The organism is Bradyrhizobium sp. IC3123 (assembly GCF_020193625.1).
Taxonomy (GTDB): Bacteria; Pseudomonadota; Alphaproteobacteria; order Rhizobiales; family Xanthobacteraceae; genus Bradyrhizobium; species Bradyrhizobium yuanmingense.
The window spans coordinates 179,969-200,763 of the sequence record NZ_JADYVF010000003.1 but is presented as its reverse complement, the minus strand read 5'-3'; the positions used below and the strand labels follow the sequence as shown (position 1 = coordinate 200,763).

The window sequence follows — 20,795 nt, the reverse complement described above, 5'->3', positions numbered from 1 at the left end:
GTGCTAGCAACACGGTACGGCGGGTTGGACCCACACAGATCGGTCCAAAGGCATGATGCCGCCCTTCCGTACCGGTGAAAGCCCGGTATGTCCCCTCGTGAAAATGTAAACGCGTACATAAAGGGACATTCGCAATGTCAAGCCTGCTTACGAACTCGACTGCCATGACCGCACTCCAGACCCTGCGGTCTGTGGGTTCGCAACTCTCCACTACGCAGAACCGGATCTCGACCGGCCAGCGCGTCGCCACCGCGTCGGACAACGCCGCCTATTGGTCGATCGCAACGTCGATGCGCTCCGACAACGCCGCGCTCTCGGCGGTGTCCGACTCGCTCGGCCTGTCTGCCGCGACCGTCGACACCGAATACACCGCTCTGACCTCGGTGATCGGCGACAAGGACTCGGGTCTGACCAAGCTCCAGGCGCTGCTGGTCCAGTCCAAGACTGCAGGTATCGACCGCACCAAGATCCAGGCGGACATCACCCAGATCCAGCAGGACATGAAGCTGAAGGCCAACTCGGCGACCTTCAACGGCATCAACTGGCTGAGCACCACGACGGGTACCACCCCGACGAGCTTCAGCCTCGTGTCATCCTACTCGCGCGTCGGCGGCACGCCCACCATCGGCTCGATCACGGTGACGACGGCCAACTACACGCTCTACTCGACCACGCAGACCGGCATTCTGGATACTGTGGCTGGCAGTGCGTCGGTCGACACGATCAACATCGCCGCGCTGACCGACTCGGCGGCCGACCAGACCACGCTCGATGGCTACATCGCGCAGGTCACGACTGCGATCAACTCGGTGGCCTCGGCCGCCGCCAATCTCGGTGCCGTCAAGAACCGTATCTCGACCAACACGAACTTCGTGAAGTCGCTGATGGACTCGGTTGACCGCGGTGTCGGTCAGCTCGTCGACGCCGACATGAACGCGGAATCCACCCGCCTGGCCGCCCTTCAGGTCCAGCAGCAGCTCGGCGTGCAGGCGCTCTCGATCGCCAACAACAGCAGCCAGAGCATCCTGTCGCTGTTCCGCTAAGCGGAAGTCATCGGAGGAGGGCCGCGCTTCTCGCGAAGCGCGGCCCTTTCGTTTGGGCATGGCCACGCGCGCCCAAGTCCGGCCGACTGTTGCGGCCGGAACACAGGGCCACAAGCCCCGCACAAGCTTCGCTCGCTAACCTCGCCGCTACGACAGATTGGGCCTTGAACCCGCGTTTGCGGCACGCCCAAAGGCATGACGCCGCCCTGTCGTACCGGTGCAAGCCCGGTATGTCCCCAACTCAAGTCAATCTTCAAAGGGACATCAAAATGGGTTCTAGTCTTCTCACCAACTCCTCCGCCATGACCGCGCTGCAGACCCTGCGGTCTGTCAGCACGCAACTCGCCACCACGCAGAACCGGATTTCCACCGGTCAGCGCGTGTCCACCGCTTCGGACAACGCCGCCTATTGGTCGATCGCAACGTCGATGCGCTCCGACAACGCCGCGCTGTCCGCTGTCTCCGACTCGCTCGGCCTGTCGGCTGCGACCGTGGACACCGAATACACCGCTCTGACCTCGGTGATCGGCGACAAGGAATCCGGCCTGACCAAGCTCCAGGCGCTGCTGGTCGAAGCCAAGACCGCGGGTATCGACCGCACCAAGATCCAGGCGGACATCACCCAGATCCAGCAGGACATGAAGCTGAAGGCCAATTCGGCGACCTTCAACGGCATCAACTGGCTGAGCACGACGACGGGTACCACCCCGACGAGCTTCAACCTCGTCTCGTCCTACTCCCGCGTCGGCGGTACGCCCACCATCGGCTCGATCACGGTGACGACCGCCAACTACACGCTCTACTCGACGACGCAGACCGGTATCCTGGACACCGTGGCCGGCAGCGCCTCGGTCGACACGATCAACATCTCCGCGCTGACCGACTCGGCCGCCGACCAGACCACGCTCGATGCCTACATCGCGCAGGTCACCGCCGCCATCAACTCGGTGGCCTCGGCCGCTGCCGATCTCGGCGCGGTCAAGAACCGCATCTCGACCAACACGGAATTCGTCAAGACCCTGATGGACTCCGTGGATCGCGGCGTCGGCCAGCTCGTCGACGCCGACATGAACGCGGAATCGACCCGCCTTCAGGCCCTGCAGACGCAGCAGCAGCTCGGCGTTCAGGCGCTGTCGATCGCCAACCAGAACAGCCAGAGCATCCTGTCGCTGTTCCGCGGCTAAGCGGCGCTCTCGAAAACGACCGTGCTCCCTCAGGGAGCACGGTCCCCGCCGTGATGGTGGGCGCCGACACGCGATATGCCGGCAATCGAACCTTCGTCATACGTCTTGCGACATGCCGCGGCCGGTCGGGCTGCCGTGCGCCCGAGCGCTCGCTCGCGCCTGCCAAACCGATTGCGTCGCCCCGTCTTGCATAATTGCAACGCCTCGCCAGCGAACCCACACATTCGCGCCTCGCGCAACCTTCAGACAAGGTTGGCAGCTGAGTGTCGTCACCATTCGCATTGGTACGAGGTCATATGCTCAGTCGTGCGCAGGTACAGCAACTGCTCAACAATCTGCTGGAGCTTGGGCCGCGACGCCTGATGGCCTTGGGACTGATCGGTTTTGCGGTTCTCGTCACCGTCGTCGGCGGCGCCTATTATCTCAGCCGCCCCGAGTTCGAAACGCTCTACACCGGCCTCACCCGCGAAGACGTGACGCGCATCGGCGCGGCACTGCGCGAGCAGAACATCACCTTCGACGTCAATTCCGCCGGCGATGCGGTCTCGGTGCGTCCAAGCCAGACCATGCAGGCGCGGATGCTGCTCGCCGAGAAGGGGCTGCCGACCAGCGCCAATTCCGGTTACGAGCTGTTCGACAAGATCGGCTCGCTCGGGCTGACCTCGTTCATGCAGGAGGTCACCAAGCTGCGCGCGCTCGAAGGCGAGATCGCCCGCACCGTCCAGCTGATGAAGGGCGTGAAGGCGGCGCGCGTGCATATCGTGCTGCCGGTGCGCGGCTCGTTCCGCGCCACGCAGCAGCCGCCTTCGGCATCGGTCGTGCTGCGCACCGACGGCGCGATCGAGGCGCGCACGGCACAGTCGATCCGGCATCTCGTCGCCGCCGCCATTCCCGGCATGAGCCGCGACAAGGTGACGGTGCTCGATGCCGACGGCTCGATGCTGCTCGCCGAAGAGGACGAGGCCAGCGCCGCGCCAACCAAGATGGCGAGCCTGCAGAAGACGGTCAGCGGCATGGTGCAGGAGAGCATCCGCAAGGCGCTGACGCCGTATCTGGGCCTCGACAATTTCGAGGTGAGCGTCGCTCCGCAGCTGTCCACCGACAAGCGGCAGATCAACGAGACGGTCTACGATCCCGAGAACCGCGCCGAGCGCTCGGTGCGGGCCGTACGCGAGAAGGAATCCTCGCAGAACGCCGACCGCTCGTCGCCGACCACGGTGCAGCAGAATCTCCCCGACCAGCAGGTGAATGCGGGCGGCGGCAAGAACTCCAGCGAGGACAAGACCCGCCGCGAGGACGTCACCAATTTCGAGGTCTCCTCCAAGACCACAACGACGGTCAGCGACGGCTATTCGGTCAAGAAGCTGTTCATCGCCGTCCTGGTGAATCGCGCTCGGCTGGTTGCCGATCTCGGCGACAAGAGCAACCAGGCCATCATCGACAGCAAGCTCGCCGAGATCAGCCAGCTCGCGGCGACCGCGGGCGGATTGGACAAGGCGCGCGGCGATCAGATCCAGGTGACGGCCGTCGATTTCATCGAGGGCTCGCGTGAGCTGGCGCCGGTGCCGCCGATCAGCTTCGTCGAGATGATCAACAAGCAGCTCGGCAGCGTCATCAACGCGATCACGATCCTGGCCGTGGCTTCGATGCTGGTCTGGTTCGGGCTGCGGCCGGCGGTCAACGGCATCCTGACCCATCGCGCGGAGCAGGAGCAGGCCGAGGCGGCCGAGGCCGCCCAGCTCGAGGCCTCGGCGGCCCTTGCGCTGCCCGACGGCGAGGAGGCCGAGCTCAACCTCGTCGAAGACCTCGAAGGCAAGATGCAGCGAACGCCGCAGAAGCGGCTCGAGCAGATCGTCCGGCTCGATCAGACGCAGGCGGCGGCGATCCTTAAAGACTGGATGCGACGCGAGGAGGCGGCATGAACGCGGCAATCGGAAAACTCCTGACGCAGTTCGATGCGAACGGCCGGGTCAAGTCGTCGCCGCCGCCCCCGCCTCCGAAAATCCAGGACGTGCTGACCAGGCCAAAGGAGGCGAGGCGCGATCCGCAGCCTCAATCGCAGCCGCAGGCCCACACGCAGCTTCAGGCTCAGTCCCCTGCGCCCGCGACGGAAGCGCCGCCGGTCAATCTCCTGGACGATGCCTATCGGCGCGGCCATGCCGCGGGCGTCGCGGAAGGCGACGCCAAATTGGCCGAGGAGCGCGTCCGCAGTGCGATCCGGCTCGGCGAAGAGCGAGCCAAATGGTCCGACCAGCAGGCGGTCGCGATCGTCAGCGGCTTCGAGGCGGCCTGCCGCGAGATCGAGACCAACATCGCAAGCTCCGTGGCGCGGATCCTGCTGCCGTTCCTCGCTGATGCGGTGCGCGACAAGGCGATCGGATCGCTGGTCGAGCAGATCGCGGCGCTGACCGGCAGCTCGTCGGCGCCCGCCTTCAAGGTCACCGGCCCGAGCGAGCTGCTGGATCTCGTGAAGACGCAGCTCGAGGCGTCCAGGCGAACCGGCATCGCATACGAGGCCGCCGAGACGCTCGAGGTGCGCGTCGTGGCCGATCAGACCGTGATCGAGACGCAGATCTCCGCCTGGAGTGAACGCCTCAAGGAAGCGCGCCGGTAGTCCGCCATGGAGGAGGTCAAGCATGAGATCGTGATCGTCCGCCGCCGCAGCGCCTTCGCCGAGGAGGCGCATCACGGCGGCGTCTGGAAGATCGCCTATGCGGACTTCATGACCGCGATGATGGCGTTCTTCCTGGTCATGTGGCTGCTCAACGCGCTCAACCAGGACCAGAAGCAGGTCGTCGCGAGCTATTTCAACCCGATCAAGCTCGCTGAGAACTCACCTGCCCCAAAGGGCCTCAAGGATCTCTCCAACAAGGAGCCGTCGTCGTTCGAAGGCCAGGACGGCAAGCGTCAGCCGGCCGGCACGAACGAGGAAAGGCGCGGCGATTCTCCGACGGCTGAGAAGCCGGCCTCTTTCGAGGAGAAGGTCCTGTTCCGTGACCCCTATGCGACGCTCGCCGAGATCGCCAACAGCGCGAACCAGTCGACGGGCCAGCGGCGCGCCGGTGCTCTGACCTCCGCTGAAGAGGACGGCCTGAAGGGGGGCGATGCCTATCGCGATCCATTCGATCCCGGCTATTGGAAGCTGGCGCCACAGGCGTCCAAGGACGCCGATCGCTTCATCGAGAGCGAGCCGAAGCCGAATGCCTCCGCGCGAGACGGCGCAGCCGGGGCAAATCCGGGCGAGGTGCAGGCGCGCCGGAGCAGGACGGATGATGCCGGCGGCAACGTGGCTCCGGGCCCGGAGAGCTCGTCCGCAAGTCTGTCGCCGCTGATGCCGCCGGGCGCCGCACCGACGCAGTCGCCGCGCGAGGGCAGCGCCCAAGCTGGCGTCCAGGTGAGCACCGCCCCGCAGGCTCGTCCCAACGATGCGGCGAAGGAGCCGGAGGCGCGCGACGCGGCGCAAACACAGCAGCCCACCCTCAAGCAGCTTCAGTCCGCGGTCGCGGAGGCGCTGTCGGACATCAAAGCAGGGGCGGGGCCGGCGGCCGAGGTGCGTCAGGTCGAGGAAGGGCTCCTGGTCAGCCTCACCGACGATGCGAGCTTCGGCATGTTCGCGGTCGGCTCGGCCGAGCCGCGGCCCGAGTTGATCCGCGTGATCGACAAGATCGGGCCGCTGCTGATGAAGCGCCAGGGCATGATCATCGTCCGCGGGCATACCGACAATCGGCCGTATCGATCGGAAACCTACGACAATTGGAGGCTGTCGACCGCGCGTGCGCAGATGGCCTATTACATGTTGGTCCGTTCCGGCGTCGATGCGCGGCGGATCGAGCATATCGAAGGTTACGCCGATCGGCGGCCGAAGCTCCCGAACGATCCGGCGGCCGCCCAGAACCGCCGGATCGAAATCCTGATCCGGGAGAAGCGACCTTGATCAGGCTGCTGCGCCGCGCCGTCTTGCTGCTGCCGTTCATCGCGGCAAATGCGCTTGCCCAGCCTGCACCCCAGGGCAGCGAACCCTATGAGCTCGTCCGCGCGCTGCAAGCGGTGCAGGACGGCATCGCCAATGGCGACACCGCCGCACATGGCAGTCATATCGCGCTGATCCGGCAAATCGGCGAGAAGTTTCTCGCGGCCGATCCCGCGGTGTGGAGCAATCCGCGGAACGGCCAGGCGGTCGTTATCTACCTGCTCAGCGGCGGTGCGCCGCAAATCGTCCGCAAACTGCCGCGCGACAAGTTGAACGTCGACGAGCGGCTGTTCAACGGTGCGCTCGCCTATGTCGAGGGTCGCCAGGAGGAAGCACGGGAGCTGCTCAAGGAGATCAAGCCGCGGACGATTCCTTCGGGACTGGGCGGACAGGTCGCGCTGGTTCAGGGCGCGCTGTTCGCGCGCGCCGAGGCCTCGCTCGCGATCGAGCGCCTGGACGATGCGCGCCTGCTGTTGCCCGGCACGCTGGTCGAGGAGGCGGCCCTGCGGCGCGAGATCCTGCTGGTGGGGCAGGCGGAGGATTTCGAGAAGTTCGAGTTCCTGACGCTGGCCTATATCCGCCATTACCGCAACTCGATCTATGCGGGCGATTTCTGGCAGCGCTTCTCCGCGGGGCTGACGCAATCGAGCCTGGCACTCGACGAGCGCCGCTTTGCACGGATCTCAGCCTTGCTCGAGCAGATCGATCGCGCCAGCCGCCTCAAGCTCTATCTCATGATGGCGCGCGCCGCGATGGTGCGCGGACGGCTGACCGTGACCCGACTTGCGGGCGAGCGGGCATTGACCCTGAGCGCGGATGCATCGGCGGAACGCGAGCGCGCCCATTTCCTCCGCGGCGCCTCGCGCGTGCTCACCGACGAATATGACGGCGGTCTCGCCGAACTGAAGGCGCTCGACCGGTCGAAGCTGCCCGAACGCGACGTCCCCCTTCTCAATGCCACGGTGCAGCTCGCGCTCGACGTTCGCAAGCCGTTCGCGGGCGGATCCGCCGCGGCAGCGGACAAGCCTCCGGCAACGCCGGCGCGACTCGATTTGGCGTCATCGACCGCGACGCTCGCACGCGCGCAGAAGCAGCTCGGGGAGCTCGAACTCCTGACCAAGGATCGCCGGCCATGACCAAGCTCAGTGGAACCTCCGGACAGCTCTTCAACGGTCTCGCCGAGAGTCTCAACATGCGCGGGTCGCGCGCGGCAAAGGGTACCGCGACCAAACCACAGGCGAACTCGTCCTTCAACGATCTGCTCCACACCGTCTCGAATCTCGCCAAGCAGGCGCTGAGCGAAGACGGCAGCGAGGCGGCCGCGAAGACCGGAACGCTGCGCACGCGTTCGATCCATCCGGCCGAGCAGGAGCAGCCGAAGGAGGCGGCGCTGCGCGAACGCGTCGCGACCATTGCTGATCCAAAGTCCATGGACGAGACCTCCGACACCAAGTCCGACAAGCTGGCGGAGCAACCACGTCCGGTCGATCATCTCACCGGGACAGATCGCCAGGATCAATCCGGCATCGCTGTGATGGTCGGGCAGGAGATCGCTGCTGTGTCTGCCGTGAAACCGCAGATGCAAGTGCCCTCCGCAGACAAGGACGCGCCCGCGCGTGACGAGCGGTCGCCCTCGGCGAAGCACGAGGCACCGGGCGCGGTGAAGGCGGCGACCGGCGATGCCGGTCCATCCAGTCCTGCCCCGGCCGGCGCGCGCTCGCAGGCGGCGGCTTCGCAAGCGATGGCGGCGTCGCAATCTGCGCTGACGCAAGGTGCGGAAGCCTCGAGCGCAAGGCCGGCATCACCCGGCTTCGAGGCGGTTACGGCCGATGTCGAGCGCGCTGCCAAGGCTTCGGCGCGCGCCGCGCTACCCGAGACGACCAAGGTCACCGTGGTCCAGCAGGAAACCCATCTGCCACCGGCGCAGTTCAACGCCCCGCAGCAGGTTGCCAATGCAGTCGTCGCCGAGCTGAAGGAGTCCTCGGCACCGGCTGCGTCCGCGGCACCCGATCTCGCCGCATCCCAGACCAACGCACCGGATCAGCCGCTCAGGATCCTGACGGTCAATCTCGAACCGCCCGCCCTCGGCAACGTCACGGTGCGCCTGCGTCTCGTCGGCACCGAAGTGTCCGTCCAGCTCGCGGCCGAGCGCAAGGACACGAGCCAGATGCTCGACCAGCAGCGCGACCAGATCCGCGAGCTCATGCAGTCGGCCGGCTACGTCGCCGACGTCGCGCCGGTCCAGCACGGCTCGCTGGACGGATTCCAGAGCGGCTCCGGCCAGTCCCAGCCCCAGCTCTCGGGCCAGCAACAATCCTCGCCGCAGTCGCAAGGCGCGTTCGGCGGTGCCGGCACGTCGTCGGGGCAATCCGACGGCGGCGCGAAACAGGCTCGCCAGGAGCGCCAGTTCAACCAGGAGACGCGTCATGAGCAGGACGTGGCGCCGCATCACCGTCGCGGCCCTGTTTATCTGTAACGCGAGCGCTTCGGAAGCCGCCGCCGAGACTGCGCGCCCCTGCGAGCGCGAGATGACGCGCGCGGCCCGGCAGCATGGGATTCCGCTCGGCATTCTCTATGCGGTCGGCCTCACCGAGACCGGCCGGCGTGGCGCGCTCCATCCTTACGCGCTCGGGGCCGACGGCCAGACCGTGTTCGCGAAGGACATCAACGATGCAATCGCGAATTTCGAGGCCATGCGCAGCAAAGGCATCAAGCTGATCGATCTCGGCTGCATGCAGATCAACCATTATTATCACGCCGAAAAGTTCGCTTCGGTCCGGGCGATGTTCGATCCCGCGGGGAACGTCGAGTACGCCGCGCGGTTCCTGAAGGAGTTGAAGCAGCGCGAAGGCAGCTGGACCATGGCGGTCGCGCGCTACAACGCGGGCCCCAACAATCAGCCGGCGCAGAAGCGCTATGTCTGTCACATTGTTGCGCATCTCGTCTCGAGCGGTTTCGGCGCGTGGACGGACAAGGCGCGCTCGTTCTGCCAGCCCAAGACGAGCTGAAGCAGAGCTGACCGGACCACGACAAGTTGTGCATCGCGCCCAATCATCAGCCCCGCGCAAGCAAGAACCCCCATTGTAGCTGCAACCTACCAAAGGAGCCCAATTCATGAGCCTGTATGGTGTTATGCGCACCGGCGTTTCCGGGATGAACGCGCAGTCCAACAAGCTGTCGACGGTCTCGGACAACATCGCCAACGTCAACACGACGGGCTACAAGCGGGCTTCGACGGAGTTCTCCTCGCTGATCCTGAAGAGCGGCTCCGGCAATTACGATTCCGGCGCTGTCGAAACCAAGGTCCGCTATGCCATCAGCGACGGGGGCAATACGCAGTATACCACGTCGACCACGGACCTCCGCGTCCAGGGCAATGGCTTCTTCGTCGTGTCGAACGCCAACAACACGCAGCAATATCTGACGCGGGCCGGCTCGTTCGTGCCCGACAGCCAGGGCAATCTGGTCAACGGGGCCGGCTTTTATCTTCTCGGCCAGCCCGGCAACGTGACCAACTTCTCGCAGAACAGCCTGTCCGGGATGCAGATCGTCAACATCGCCCAGGTCTCGCAGGTGCCGGTGCCGTCAACGGCGGGAACGCTCACGACCGGCAATTTGGATCCGAAAGCGGCTGTCATTGCTGGCCCGCCCGGCCCGGCGTCATATTCATCGAAGAGTTCGATCGTGGCCTACAACAATATCGGCCAGGCCGTTACGCTCGACGTCTATATGTCCCACACGGCGACGGCTGCCGGCTCGGATACCTGGCAGATCGGGGTCTACGACTCCGCGACGGGCACCTCGCTCGGCGCCGCCACCACTTTCACCTTCGACACCACGGCGGCCGGCAGGGGCGCGCTCGCCGCGGCGAGCCCGACCGGTCTCGCCTTCACCGTTCCCGGAGGTGCGGCGATGACCTTTGACCTGTCGAACTTGACCCAGGTCGGCACCGACTTCAGCTTCAAGGCCACTGTCAATGGCAGCGTTCCCTCGGCGATCGACAAGGTCGATATCGACGATGCCGGCCATGTGACGGCGATCCTCAAGAACGGGCAGCAGCTGACGCTCTACACCATCATGCTCGCCGACGTCGCGAGCCCCGACAATCTGACGCCCGAGCCCGGCAACGTCTATTCGACCAACATGAATTCCGGCAACGCGCAGGTCGGAAATGCCGGCACGGGTGGGCTCGGCACGATCCAGTCCAGTGCCCTGGAGGACTCCAACGTCGACCTTGCGGACGAACTCACCGGCATGATCGAGGCCCAGCGCGGCTTCACGGCGAACTCGAAATCGTTCCAGACCGGCTCGGATCTGCTGGATGTCGTCGTCAACTTGAAGCGCTGAATTCCTCGGCGCTCGTTTCGGGCAAGAGCACGCCATGTCGCTTACCGCCGCTCTCAACTCGGCTCGCTCCTCGCTCATGGCGTCGAGCGTTCAGTCGTCGGTCATCTCGCGCAACATCGCCGGTGCCAGCGCCACCGGCTATTCGCGCAAGCTCACCGTGCTGGACAATCTGCCCGGCGCCGGCGTCTATGTCGCGGCGATCCAGCGCGCCGCCAGCTCGGGCCTCTACAACAACGTCCTGATCGCGACCTCGTCGTCCGCCAAGCAGACCGCGATCTATGACGGCCTGCAGAAGATCGCCACCGCGACGGTGGACGATCCGGAGCTCGACCAGTCGCCGACGGCGCAGCTCAACGCGCTGAAGCAGGCGTTGCAGAAATATGCCAACGCCCCTGACAACGCCACCCTGGCGCAGGCGGCCGTCGCGTCCGCCAGGGACATGGCGACCGCGCTCAACCAGGCGACCCGGACCGTGCAGTCGGTCCGCGAAAGCGCCGATGCCGACATGAAGACGTCGGTTCAGAATATCAACCAGTTGCTCTCCCGGTTCGAGACCGTGAACACTGCGATCGTGAAAGGCACGATCTCCGGCGACGACATCACCGACTATCTCGATCAGCGCGACAGCATCGTCTCGCAGCTGTCGCAGGAGGTCGGCGTCAACATGTCGATCCGCCCCAACGGCGACGCGGCGCTCTACGCCGATAGCGGCGTGGTGCTGTTCGACAAGACGGCGCGGACGGTGAGCTTTGCGCCGACGAATGCCTACACCGCCGGCACCACGGGCAACGCCGTCTACATCGACGGGGTCCCGGTGACCGGCGCCAATTCGGTGATGCCGCTGAAGTCGGGCAAGCTCGCAGGCCTCGCCCAGCTGCGCGACCAGGACACCGTCACCTATCAGGGCCAGCTCGACGAAATCGCGCGCGGCCTGATCAATACGTTCAGGGAAAGCGATCAGACCGCCGCGGCGCTGCCCGACGTTCCCGGTCTCTTCACCTATCCGGGCGCGCCGGCGATGCCGGCGAGCGCGACCGTCTCGGTGGGCCTCGCCGGCACGATCTCGGTCGCGGCCTCGGTCGATCCGAGCCTGGGCGGCAACCCGAATTTGCTACGCGACGGCGCGATCAGCGGCAACCCCGCCTACCAATACAACACCGCCGGCAACGGCGGCTATTCGGCCCGACTGCAGCAGCTCATCGGCGGCATGGATGCCGCGCAGCCGTTCGATGCAACGACGCAAGGCAAGCCGAGCGGCAGCCTGATCGACTTCGCATCATCATCGGCGAGCTGGATCGAAAACCAGCGCAAGACCGCCGACGCCAACTCCGAGTACCAGAGCACATTGCTCAACCGCAGCATCACGGCGTTGTCAAACGTCAACGGCGTCAACATGGACGACGAAATGGCCTTGATGCTCCAGGTCGAGCGAACCTATTCGGCCTCGTCGAAGATCATCTCGACCGTCGATGAAATGCTGCAGAGCCTGCTGGCCGCCGTGGGGAACTGAGCCATGATGAGCGCGAATTACGTTTCCACCCTGATGCTGTCCTCGTCGTTGAGGTATTCGATCACGAACAACCAGGCGGCGCTGAGCAAGGCCTCGACCGAAGCGACCACCGGCCGCTTCTACGACGTTGGTCTGGAACTCGGTGCGACGACGGGAAGCGACCTCACGCTGCGGGCGGACTGGAGCTTTGCCGACCAGCTCGTCGACACCAACGGTCTCGTCTCGGGACGCCTGGACGTGACGCAGAACAGGATCACCCAGCTCAACAAGACCGCGACCGACTTCCTCAAGGATCTGATCGCGGCCCGCAGCACCGACGGCGGCGGGCGCGTCATCCTGCCGCCTGCATCCTCCAATCTCCAGGACCTGATCGGCGCGTTGAATGTCTCCTATAACGGCTCGTCGCTGTTCTCGGGCATCAACACGCAGAACGCGCCCATCACGCCGTACGCCGCGGGCTCGGCCAGCAAGAACCAGGTCGATGCCGATTTTCTCGCGGCCTTCGGCTTCCCGCAATCCTCGCCCGCCGTGGCCACCATTACGCCGGCCCAGATGCAGACCTTCCTGGACACCACCTTCGATGCCGGGTTCGCGAGCCCGGCCTGGAACACCAACTGGTCCTCGGCGACGGACCAGACCATGCAAAGCCGAATCTCCACCACCGAGATCGCGGACACGTCAGTGAGCGCCAACGAGATCGGCTTCCGCAGGCTCGCCGAGGCCTACACCATGATGGCCGATCTCGGGAACGTGAAGCTGAGCCAGGAGACGTTCCAGGTCGTCGTGGACAAGGCCATCGGGCTGGTCGGCAACGCCATCAACGATCTCGCTGCGCTCGGCGGCAGCGTCGGCACGGTTCAGCATCGGGTCACCACCGCAACCGCCAAGCTCAAGACGCAGCAGGACATTCTGAACAATCAGATCGTCGGAATGGAAGCGGTCGACCCGACCGAAGCCTCGGTCCGCGTCAATACGCTGCAGACACAGATCCAGACCGCGCTGGCGCTCACCTCGCAGCTCCAGAAGATCAGCCTCATCAATTATCTCTGAGCCAAGGCTGCGCTGTCAGGCTCGTAACCTTTGTCCAGTTGTTCGGTTTTCTGCGAAGAGTGGTCCTGATGACGTTTGAAGCCTATGAAGCGGTCGTTGACGATAGTGGCTATGAGGCGCGCAGCCGTGAGCGGCAGGCACTCAGCCTTGGCATCGACCGGCTCGAGCGGATCCAGAAGGGACGTTTCAGCCCCGAGGATCAGGTCGAGAGCCTGCTCTATGTGCGGCGGCTGTGGACGATCTTCATCGAGGATCTCGCGCACCCGGACAACGGCCTGCCGGACAAGCTGCGTGCCGACATCATCTCGATCGGCCTGTGGGTGGTCAAGGAAGCCGATCGTCTCCGCGAGCAGCGGTCCAGCGACGTGGTGCAGCTCATCGAAATCAACCGCCTGATCCGAGACGCGCTTTAATGAAGATTTCCTTGCGCGCGGGCGAACGGGTCTACATCAACGGCGCGGTGCTCCGCGTCGACCGCAAGGTCTCCGTCGAGCTCGTCAACGACGTGATGTTCCTGCTCGAAGGGCAGGTCATGCAGGCGTCCGACGCCACCACGGCCCTGCGGCAGCTCTATTTCATCGTCCAGCTCATGCTGATGAACCCGACGGACGTTCGCGACGCTGCGGCGCTCTACGCCCAGCATCACGCGGCCCTGTGTGCCGTTTGCGAGAACCGCGAGATGCTCGGTGGGCTCGGCGCGATCCACGAACTGGTTGGGGCGACCCGCTATTTCGAGGCGCTCAAGCGGATTCGCGCGTTGTTTCCGGTGGAGCAGGCCATCCTGGCCGGCGCCGCCGCCGTTTCCCCAGTCGAAGCTGCCTGACAGCGGAGAGACAAGATGAACGTCACCAGCGCGACCGACAGCACCAGCAGATCCAGTTCGACCGACACCAACTCGACGACGTCGAGCAACAGCGTGGACTACAACACGTTTCTCCAGCTCCTCATCGCCCAGATGAAGAACCAGGATCCGACCAATCCCATGGACACCGCGCAGTATATGAGCCAGTTCGCCCAGCTCTCGACGGTCGAGCAGGCGATGCAGACGAATGCGAAGCTGGACGCGCTGCTGTCCTCGCAGTCCTTGTCGCAGGCCAACGGGCTGATCGGGAAGACGGTCAGCTTCACCGACTCGACCGGCGCGACCTTCAGCGGCAAGGTCGTCTCGGTCTCCATCAACAGCGACGGCTCCATCGCGACGCTTCAGGACGGCACCAAGGTCGCGGTCGGACCGGGCCTCACGATCAGCCAGTCATGAACGAGCGGGACGCCCTCGATATCGTCCAGGCGGCGATCTGGACCATCATCGTCGCCTCCGGGCCTGCGGTCGGCGCAGCCATGCTGGTCGGCACCGTCATCGCGCTGATCCAGGCGCTGACCCAGATCCAGGAGGTGACGCTGACCTTTGTTCCGAAGATCATCGTCATTCTCCTGGTCGTTGCCGTCTCCGGCTCCTTCATCGGCGCGCATCTGTCGACCTTCACTGAGATGGTCTATTCCAGGATCGAGCGCGGCTTCTGATCCGGACGGCCCGGCACCATCCCCGCGTAAGCTTTGCGCGGCAGATTGCGGGCGGACCCCTCTGCCGGTGACCCAATGGCCGATACGTTAGCTGCTAGCCCGCCCAATCAGCGCCGCCTCGGAACGGATGCCTTTTTCGCCGCCGGCATCGTGACCATGCTCACGATCCTGTTCCTGCCGATTCCTCCGATCCTGATCGACCTCGGCCTCGCGTTCTCGATCGCGCTTTCGGCCCTGATCCTGATGGTGGCGCTGTGGATTCAGCGCCCGCTCGACTTCTCTGCTTTCCCGACCGTTCTGCTGATCGCGACGATCCTGCGCCTGGCGCTGAACATCGCGACGACGCGCCTGATCCTGTCACGGGGCGGGGAGGGTGAACATGCGGCGGGCCATGTCGTTGCAGGCTTCTCGAAGTTCGTCATGGGCGGCGACTTCGTGATCGGTCTCATCATCTTCGCGATCCTGGTGACGGTGAATTTCGTCGTGATCACCAAGGGCGCGACGCGTATCGCCGAAGTCAGCGCCCGTTTCACCCTGGACGCCATCCCGGGCAAGCAGATGGCGATCGATGCGGACCTGTCCGCCGGCTTGATCGACGACAAGGAAGCGCAGCGACGGCGCCGCGAGCTCGAAGAGGAGAGCGCGTTCTTCGGCGCCATGGACGGCGCCTCGAAATTCGTCCGTGGCGACGCCATTGCCGGTCTCATCATCACCGCGATCAACATCTTCGGCGGCATCGTCATCGGCGTCACCCATCACGGATTGACTCTGTCCCGCGCGGCCGACGTCTACACCAAGCTCTCCGTCGGCGATGGTCTGGTGTCGCAGATGCCGGCGCTGATCGTGTCGCTGTCGGCGGGCCTCCTGGTCTCCAAGGGCGGCACCACGGGCTCGGCGGAGCAGGCGGTGCTGCGGCAGCTCGGCGGCTATCCGCGCGCGGTGTCGGCCGCCGCGCTGATGATGTTCGTGCTCGCTTTGATGCCGGGACTGCCGATGGCGCCGTTTGTGCTGCTTGGGGGTGTCATGGCCTTCGTCGGCTATTCGTTGCCGAAGCGGCAGGCTGCGCTGAAGCAGAAGGAGGAGGCCCGCAAGGCCGACGAGCGCGCGCAGGCTGAGGCCAAGGAGTCCGTCAAGGAGCAGCTCAAGACCGCCGAGATCGAGCTGGCGCTCGGCGGCCACCTTTCAATCCATCTGTTGGGCTCGCGCACCGAGCTTGCCCACCGCGTGGCCAAGATCCGCAAGAAATTCGCCAAGCAGTACGGCTTCGTCATTCCCGAGATCAAGCTCACGGACAATCTGTCGATCGATCCTAAGAGCTACCAGATAAGGATTCACGACACGCGCGTTGCCCATGGCGAGCTCAGGCTCGGCGAGGTGCTGGTGCTGGTCGATAAGGACGGCAAGCCCGACGTGCCGGGCGACGAGGTGATCGAGCCTGCGTTCGGCATGAAGGCGCTGTGGGTGACGGAAGCCTTCACCGACGAAGTCAAGCGGCAGGGCTGCAAGCCGGTCGACAATCTGTCGGTGCTGCTCACGCATTTGAGCGAAGTGATCAGGGCGAACCTTGCCCAGCTGCTGTCCTACAAGGACATGCGTGCCCTGCTCGACCGGCTCGATCCCGAATACAAGCGCCTGGTCGAGGATCTCTGCCCGTCGCAGATCTCCTATTCGGGCCTGCTGGCGATCCTGAAGATCCTGCTTGCCGAGCGAGTCTCCATTCGCAATCTTCACCTGATCCTCGAGGCGATCGCCGAGATCGCGCCCCATGTGCGGCGCTCCGAGCAGGTGGCGGAGCACGTTCGGACCCGGCTCGCCCAGCAGATCTGCGGCGATCTCTCCGACAATGGCGTGCTCAACGTGGTTCGTCTCGGTAACCGCTGGGACCTCGCTTTCCACCAGAGCCTGAAGCGCGATGCCAAGGGGGACGTCGTCGAGTTCGACGCAGACCCGCGCCTGATCGAGCAGTTCGCGACCGAAGCCAGCGCCGCGATCCGGAAATTCACCGAGAGCGGCACCAGCGTGGTGCTGGCAGTGACGCCGGAAGCGCGCCCCTATGTCCGGATGATCCTGGAGCGGGTGTTCCCGACTTTGCCGATCCTGTCGCATGTCGAAGTCGCGCGCAGCGCCGAGATCAGGGCGCTCGGAGCCATATCGTGATCTCAGGGCTCGCCGACAGCGTGCTGGTGACGTTCATCGTGTTTTGCCGCATCGGCGCCTGCCTGATGCTGGTGCCCGGCTATTCCAGCGTCAACGTTCCGCCCCAGGTGCGCCTGTTCGTCGCACTGGTCACGACGTTTGCACTGACGCCGATCCTGATTGCCGTCCTGAAGCCGCTCACGGACAACGCGGCTCCCCTGACGCTCGCGCTCCTGATCTGCTCCGAGCTCGTGGTCGGCAGCGTCATCGGGCTCGGCGGGCGCGTGTTCTTCCTCGCCCTCCAGACCATGGCGACCATGATGGCGAGCGCGATCGGGCTGAGCAACATCCCGGGCACACCGATCGCCGACACCGATCCGGCGCCGGCCCTGGTGCCGCTGATCATGGCGGCCGTCACCACGCTGTTCTTCATGACCGACCAGCACTGGCAGGTGCTGCGCGGGCTGATGAACTCCTACGACGTCTGGAAGCCCGGCAGCAGGCTGGGCGGCAGCGTCGCGCTCGAGCTGCTCGTCGGCCGCCTTTCGGAAGCGTTCGTGCTGACGCTGCGGATCTCGAGCCCTTTCATCGTCTATTCGGTCATCGTCAACCTGGCGGTCGGCCTGATCAACAAGCTGACGCCGGCCATTCCGGTCTATTTCATCTCGGTGCCCTTCGTGCTGTTCGGCGGCTTCCTGCTGCTCTACCTCACCAGCGACGAGCTGCTGACGCAGTTCATGCTGGGCGTGTCGTCGTGGCTGGCGGAGTGACCGGGTCATGACATCGCGCGCGGACAAGCTCGGCCGGATGGTCTCGCTGGTGAAGCTGCAGCTCCGGCTCTCCGAATGGCAGCTCGCGCAATTGCGGCAGCAGGAGCGCAGCCTGCAGGACGAGCAGGAATGGCTGGTCGGAGCCTTGAACGATGGAAAGCCGCCGGCGGGATCGTCGAACGAATCGATCGCGCGGCGTCTCAACAGGGCGAGCGTCGGCGCCCGTGCGGTGCAGGCGCAGGCCGCGCAGCAGCTCGACCAGGTTCGCCGGGAGACCCGCCGCGTGAAACAGCTGGAGGAGGTCGCCAAGGCCGCACTCGCAGACAAGCTCCGCGATGCCGAGAAGCGCTCGCTCGAGGACATGACGGGAACGAGCCTTACCGTGCACGCCTGGACGCCACAGCCAGCCAACCGGAACAAGACATGATCGTGACAGCGACGCCCGACCTCGTCCTCGACGTCCTCGAAGCCGCGGACCCCGCGACGCAGCGCGCCGCGACCGCGAAGCTCGACGCGCTGAAATCGTCGGACGCCGATTTCGCCGCCACGATGGAGGCGGAAGTCGGCAAGGCCAAAGCGGCGACCGCCGATCAAGCCGCGGCGAAAGACGCGGAAGCGCAGTCGGGTGCCGTGAATGGCGCGCCGGTGCAGGTGATCAAGGCGCCGGCATCCGGCGAGATTTACCGGAAGTTCGAGGCCTTCATCCTCCAGACCTTCGTCGAGACGATGTTGCCGAAGGAGTCGGAGGAGGTCTTTGGCAAGGGCACGGCTGGCGGCGTCTGGAAGTCGATGCTTGCAGAGCAGCTCGGCAGTCAGCTGGCAAAGGGCAACGGTGTCGGCATCGCCCGGCAGCTCGCCGCCGCGCATCCGGCTGGACCGGACGCAGCGAAGGCCAAATCATGATCCGCGAACGGGTGACAGAAGTTGAGAGGTGAATTTCCAATGCAGGCACAAGAAGGCGCGGTGGCCGTGGCGATGGACCAGGCGGTCGCGGACACCGAGATGGTGACGACGGAAGCCGCAGCGAGCGATGCGCTGCTGCCCGTGCTGCTGCCGATCGGGGGTGACGAGGCAAGGGTCGACGCCGCGGACAGGGTGAGATCGGACGAGATGCGTGGCCTGCTGGCCGCAATCCGCCGGCTCGCAGGTATCGTCGAGGAGGAGACGACAGCGCTCGCGACCGGCCAAAAGATCGATTTCGACGATTTCAGCGCGCGGAAGAGCCGGAGCATGCTCGAGTTCGTCCGCCTGATGCGGGCGCGGATGCACCTCGGCGGCGAGGTCGAGATCACCGAGGAGATTCAGCGGCTGCGCGAGAAGCTCGAGCGGAATCGGTCCATTCTGGAGATGCACTACGACGCGGTCCGCGAAGTCGCGAGCATCATCGTCAAGGCGGTCAAGGACGCCGAGTCCGACGGCACCTATACCGGTCGCACGGCGCAGGACGGAAAATGATCAGGCTGGTGCTGGCCGGGCTCTGGGTATGCATCCTCACGGCGGGCACGAGCTATGCCGTCGCCTATTGGAAGGAGAAGGGCAGCCTGCTGCCGGCGAAGGACGAATATCTCGAAGGGTTGCAATATCACAAGACGCGGGCGCTGAGCGTGCCGATGGTCGAGAACGGCAATGTCCAGGGCTACATCGTCGCGCGCTTCGTCTACACCATGGAGGCGCGGACCATGCACCAGCTGAACGTCCCGCCGGAGCCGTTCGTCGTCGACGAGGCCTTCCGCAGGATCTATGCCGACGATCGTCTCGACTTCAGGAAGCTCGCCCGTTACGACCTCGCCATCCTGACGACGGCCATCAAGCAGCGCGTCAACGAACGGATGCAGGGTGACATTGTCCAGGACGTCCTGGTCGAGGACTTCAACTACGTCTCCAAGGAAGAATTCCAGCAGAAGCCGTAGCTCTTTTCTGCGGCCATCCTTCGAGAGGCCGCTACGCGGCTCCTCAGGATGAGGACGGAATGCGCGGCGCCAGTCTCAGCGCGCACCGCGGCCGATTAGCCTCATCCTGAGGAGGCGCGTCAGCGCCGTCTCGAAGGACGAGGCGTGCGCTCAGCTCGCCGCCAAAAGTGTAACGGCCTCCGCGAAGCTGCTTCGCAGAGGCCGTTGCCGGTTCGTGGCGCTGTCCTGCCGTGTCAGTTGCCGGCCGGGTATGCCGCGGGGGCGGCCTGCGTCCTGTTCAGTAGGATGCCGACGTCCTCGAGCTCCTGCACCGGCTCGTCGAGAGTTTCGCCCGCCGGGATGTTGAGGCGGTAGCCGACGTAACGCCTTGCCACGATCGCGTCGAAGCCGAGGCGGTCGCGGAGCTTCTTGCGCAGCTTGCTGACGTGGCTCTCGATCACGCTCTCGTCGAAGGTGGACTCGAAGATGCCGTAGACCGCATTGAAGATCTGCGTCTTGGTGATCCACTTGCCGTGGTTGGCCACCATATATTCGAGAATGCGCAGTTCGCGGCGGGGCAGGGTGAGGGCGTGGCCCGCGATTTCGGGATCACGGCCGTTGAAGAAGACCTGGATCCTGCTCTCGCAGGGCCTCGGCAGCTCGCCCACCCGGCGGCGCGCGATCGCGGCCGTTCGTGCCAGGATCTCGCGCAGGTGGATCGGCACGTGCACGACGTCGTCCACGCCCGATTCGAACAGCTCCAGCGTGTTCTTGAGCATCTTCTGGCCGCTCATGGCAATGATGGGAGCCGAGGAGCGCTTGCGCATCGCCCGCGGCAGGCTTCCGCGGGCATCGCAATCGCCGAGGAGAAAAGCGTCCACCGCCGCCAGATCGGACTCGCTCGCAGATTGCAGCCAGTCCCAGAATTCTCCGGAGGAGAAGCCGATCGACGATACGCCTTCGCGAACGAGCCCTCCGACATAGCTGTTCGCGACGCTCTCACGATCATCAACGATAATATACATCAGTCTTTCGCCCCTGTTTCGCACTTGTTGCGGCCGGTTGGTTGTTGTGATGCGCCGGCTCGGCAACGATGCTGTTTGACGACATTCCATCCCGCGAACCGTTGTTGTGGTTTCGATATTCGCGGGCAGCCCTACGCGTTCAGTGCCTGCGTCTCGCAGGCCTGTTACTTCAACTCGATACTGAAACGCTTACTGCGTGAGGCTCGGCGGGTGTCTTACTGATCACCTCGCGGAGCAGATTGAGAAACGACCTAGAACAGTTGCGCCAAGTTGCTCATCGCGTCCGAACACTGCTGAACCATGTCGATCTCCTCGCCAACTGGCGAGAATCACTTGAGTAGAACCGTAGC

General features: G+C 64.9%; 22 protein-coding genes. 21 read left to right on the top strand and 1 reads right to left on the bottom strand.

The window, feature by feature from the left end:
- Positions 1 to 134 precede the first annotated feature (134 nt).
- The 21 genes from I6F20_RS10985 (at position 135) to I6F20_RS10885 (ending at position 19,441) form a co-directional block, all read left to right on the top strand.
- The gene (locus I6F20_RS10985) at positions 135 to 1,043 is read left to right on the top strand and encodes a flagellin N-terminal helical domain-containing protein (protein ID WP_057030125.1); all 909 of its coding nucleotides are present in this window, start codon (positions 135 to 137) and stop codon (positions 1,041 to 1,043) included.
- A gap of 269 nt (positions 1,044 to 1,312) precedes the next feature.
- Positions 1,313 to 2,227 carry a flagellin N-terminal helical domain-containing protein gene (locus tag I6F20_RS10980; RefSeq protein ID WP_057030126.1) on the top strand — a complete coding sequence of 305 codons (915 nt, stop codon included), beginning with the start codon at positions 1,313 to 1,315 and terminating at the stop codon, positions 2,225 to 2,227.
- Positions 2,228 to 2,523: 296 nt separating this feature from the next.
- Positions 2,524 to 4,149 carry a flagellar basal-body MS-ring/collar protein FliF gene (gene fliF / locus I6F20_RS10975; RefSeq protein WP_036007021.1) on the top strand — a complete coding sequence of 542 codons (1,626 nt, stop codon included), beginning with the start codon at positions 2,524 to 2,526 and terminating at the stop codon, positions 4,147 to 4,149.
- Complete coding sequence (locus tag I6F20_RS10970; RefSeq protein WP_225126166.1) at positions 4,146 to 4,841, top strand: FliH/SctL family protein; 696 nt, start codon at positions 4,146 to 4,148, stop codon at positions 4,839 to 4,841. Before fliF ends, I6F20_RS10970 begins: the two co-directional genes overlap by 4 nt.
- 6 nt (positions 4,842 to 4,847) lie before the next feature.
- Positions 4,848 to 6,161 carry a MotB family protein gene (locus tag I6F20_RS10965; protein WP_036007025.1) on the top strand — a complete coding sequence of 438 codons (1,314 nt, stop codon included), beginning with the start codon at positions 4,848 to 4,850 and terminating at the stop codon, positions 6,159 to 6,161.
- Positions 6,158 to 7,333 carry a chemotaxis protein gene (locus I6F20_RS10960; RefSeq protein WP_036027420.1) on the top strand — a complete coding sequence of 392 codons (1,176 nt, stop codon included), beginning with the start codon at positions 6,158 to 6,160 and terminating at the stop codon, positions 7,331 to 7,333. Before I6F20_RS10965 ends, I6F20_RS10960 begins: the two co-directional genes overlap by 4 nt.
- A complete protein-coding gene (gene fliK / locus I6F20_RS10955) occupies positions 7,330 to 8,673 on the top strand; it encodes a flagellar hook-length control protein FliK (RefSeq protein ID WP_225126164.1) in 1,344 nt (447 codons plus the stop codon). The genes I6F20_RS10960 and fliK overlap by 4 nt, the downstream gene beginning before the upstream one ends.
- Positions 8,624 to 9,205, top strand: a complete 582-nt coding sequence (locus I6F20_RS10950; protein ID WP_036027417.1) for a transglycosylase SLT domain-containing protein — start codon at positions 8,624 to 8,626, stop codon at positions 9,203 to 9,205. The genes fliK and I6F20_RS10950 overlap by 50 nt, the downstream gene beginning before the upstream one ends.
- Positions 9,206 to 9,311: 106 nt before the next feature.
- Entirely contained in the window at positions 9,312 to 10,544 is a 1,233-nt protein-coding gene (locus I6F20_RS10945) for a flagellar hook protein FlgE (RefSeq protein WP_025034317.1), read from the top strand.
- A gap of 34 nt (positions 10,545 to 10,578) precedes the next feature.
- On the top strand, positions 10,579 to 12,054 hold the full coding sequence (gene flgK, locus I6F20_RS10940; RefSeq protein ID WP_225126162.1) for a flagellar hook-associated protein FlgK: 1,476 nt from the start codon (positions 10,579 to 10,581) through the stop codon (positions 12,052 to 12,054).
- A gap of 3 nt (positions 12,055 to 12,057) precedes the next feature.
- Positions 12,058 to 13,104, top strand: a complete 1,047-nt coding sequence (locus I6F20_RS10935; RefSeq protein ID WP_225126160.1) for a flagellar hook-associated family protein — start codon at positions 12,058 to 12,060, stop codon at positions 13,102 to 13,104.
- A 68-nt stretch (positions 13,105 to 13,172) separates the two neighbouring features.
- A complete protein-coding gene (gene flaF / locus I6F20_RS10930) occupies positions 13,173 to 13,517 on the top strand; it encodes a flagellar biosynthesis regulator FlaF (protein ID WP_036007043.1) in 345 nt (114 codons plus the stop codon).
- Positions 13,517 to 13,927, top strand: coding sequence for a flagellar biosynthesis repressor FlbT (gene flbT / locus I6F20_RS10925; protein ID WP_036027412.1), 411 nt, complete (start codon positions 13,517 to 13,519; stop codon positions 13,925 to 13,927). Before flaF ends, flbT begins: the two co-directional genes overlap by 1 nt.
- A 15-nt stretch (positions 13,928 to 13,942) precedes the next feature.
- The gene (gene flgD / locus I6F20_RS10920) at positions 13,943 to 14,362 is read left to right on the top strand and encodes a flagellar hook assembly protein FlgD (RefSeq protein WP_036007048.1); all 420 of its coding nucleotides are present in this window, start codon (positions 13,943 to 13,945) and stop codon (positions 14,360 to 14,362) included.
- Positions 14,359 to 14,625 carry a flagellar biosynthesis protein FliQ gene (gene fliQ / locus I6F20_RS10915; RefSeq protein ID WP_025034323.1) on the top strand — a complete coding sequence of 89 codons (267 nt, stop codon included), beginning with the start codon at positions 14,359 to 14,361 and terminating at the stop codon, positions 14,623 to 14,625. Before flgD ends, fliQ begins: the two co-directional genes overlap by 4 nt.
- Before the next feature lie 75 nt (positions 14,626 to 14,700).
- Positions 14,701 to 16,782 carry a flagellar biosynthesis protein FlhA gene (flhA, locus tag I6F20_RS10910; RefSeq protein ID WP_225126157.1) on the top strand — a complete coding sequence of 694 codons (2,082 nt, stop codon included), beginning with the start codon at positions 14,701 to 14,703 and terminating at the stop codon, positions 16,780 to 16,782.
- Positions 16,779 to 17,531 (top strand): flagellar biosynthesis protein FliR, encoded by a 753-nt coding sequence (gene fliR / locus I6F20_RS10905; protein WP_036007054.1) that lies wholly within the window; start codon positions 16,779 to 16,781, stop codon positions 17,529 to 17,531. Before flhA ends, fliR begins: the two co-directional genes overlap by 4 nt.
- 7 nt (positions 17,532 to 17,538) lie before the next feature.
- Complete coding sequence (locus I6F20_RS10900) at positions 17,539 to 17,958, top strand: hypothetical protein (RefSeq protein WP_036007058.1); 420 nt, start codon at positions 17,539 to 17,541, stop codon at positions 17,956 to 17,958.
- Positions 17,955 to 18,434, top strand: coding sequence for a rod-binding protein (locus tag I6F20_RS10895; RefSeq protein WP_036027409.1), 480 nt, complete (start codon positions 17,955 to 17,957; stop codon positions 18,432 to 18,434). Before I6F20_RS10900 ends, I6F20_RS10895 begins: the two co-directional genes overlap by 4 nt.
- A gap of 39 nt (positions 18,435 to 18,473) precedes the next feature.
- Entirely contained in the window at positions 18,474 to 18,986 is a 513-nt protein-coding gene (locus tag I6F20_RS10890) for a hypothetical protein (RefSeq protein ID WP_036027408.1), read from the top strand.
- Positions 18,983 to 19,441: a hypothetical protein gene (locus I6F20_RS10885; protein WP_036007081.1), complete on the top strand. Its 459-nt coding sequence runs from the start codon at positions 18,983 to 18,985 to the stop codon at positions 19,439 to 19,441. The genes I6F20_RS10890 and I6F20_RS10885 overlap by 4 nt, the downstream gene beginning before the upstream one ends.
- 233 nt (positions 19,442 to 19,674) lie before the next feature.
- Here I6F20_RS10885 and I6F20_RS10880 read toward each other — a convergent pair whose 3' ends face one another.
- Complete coding sequence (locus tag I6F20_RS10880) at positions 19,675 to 20,445, bottom strand: response regulator transcription factor (protein ID WP_036027407.1); 771 nt, start codon at positions 20,443 to 20,445, stop codon at positions 19,675 to 19,677.
- Positions 20,446 to 20,795 lie beyond the last annotated feature (350 nt).